The following is a 935-nucleotide window of genomic DNA, read 5'->3' on the forward strand; positions in this document are numbered from 1 at the left end:
TTTCGGCCTTCCACGCGAGGTAAGTCCCGCTGCTCCCCACCGGGCGGGTCAGGCCCTCGGCGCTGGGGGCGGTGAAATCGCGGCCCTTCGCAACCACGATGTTGACCGGGCCCTTTTCCGTGCCGATGCTGCCGCCGTTCAGGTCCAGCGTGACAACCTTCAAATCATCAGGGCTTTTTGGACTGTCCAGGGGCTCAAGGACGGGGCGAAAACCGATATCCGCGTACTGAGTCGCTGGATCGGCGTAATCCCAGTCGCGGGCATCGAGACCCCCACGAACCGCATACCTACCCGGAGAATCTGACGGGATATCCTGCCCCCAGGAGGAAATACCGTCCAAGTTTTTGATATAATCAGGATTTTTGTCCAGGATTCTATCCCACTCGTTGGAGTGCGGGATGCCGCGCTCACCATCCCAATCGCTCCCCGCCGACGGCGCCCGCATGCAGTAAAATATGCCGTTGATGGTGTGGTTGTTTTCGTAAATTAAGGAGTCTTTGTCGGGGTACTTCTCCTTCCAGATCGCCCAAGATACCGCATGTATCACATTGTAATCCGCGATAAACAGGCTGTGGTCGTATTCGTTTTGGGGCCTCAAGTCGTACAGCCTGTAGGCGTCAATCGTCCCCGTATAGGTAAAGGGCACCCAATGGAGAGAGGGGTCCGGCAGGCTGCCGTTTGTTGTTTCCGGAATCCCCTCCTCGGACAGGTCAAACCAGTAGGTTTCGCTGGGCTCAAGGCTGGGGTGCTGGTCCCACTGGGCCGTCAGCTCGGTGACGTCATCCAGGACATCGTCCCCCGGCGCATGGAGCCTGCCGTACTCGTCCTCCCACATGAGGTAAGTCCCGCCGTTCCCCACCGGGCGGGTCAGGCCCTCGGCGCTGGGGGCGGTGAAGATATCATGCTTATTGACCACGATGTTGATCGGGCCCTTT

The 935-nt window shown here is 59.0% G+C and carries 1 pseudogene; it reads right to left on the reverse strand.

The annotated features are described in order from the left end of the window. Positions 1–935: pseudogene (locus tag D1646_RS22080) on the reverse strand (hypothetical protein); the annotation flags it as partial.

Origin of the sequence: Pseudoflavonifractor sp. 60 (assembly GCF_009911645.1) — a bacterium.
In the GTDB taxonomy this organism is placed as follows: Bacteria; Bacillota; Clostridia; order Oscillospirales; family Oscillospiraceae; genus Lawsonibacter.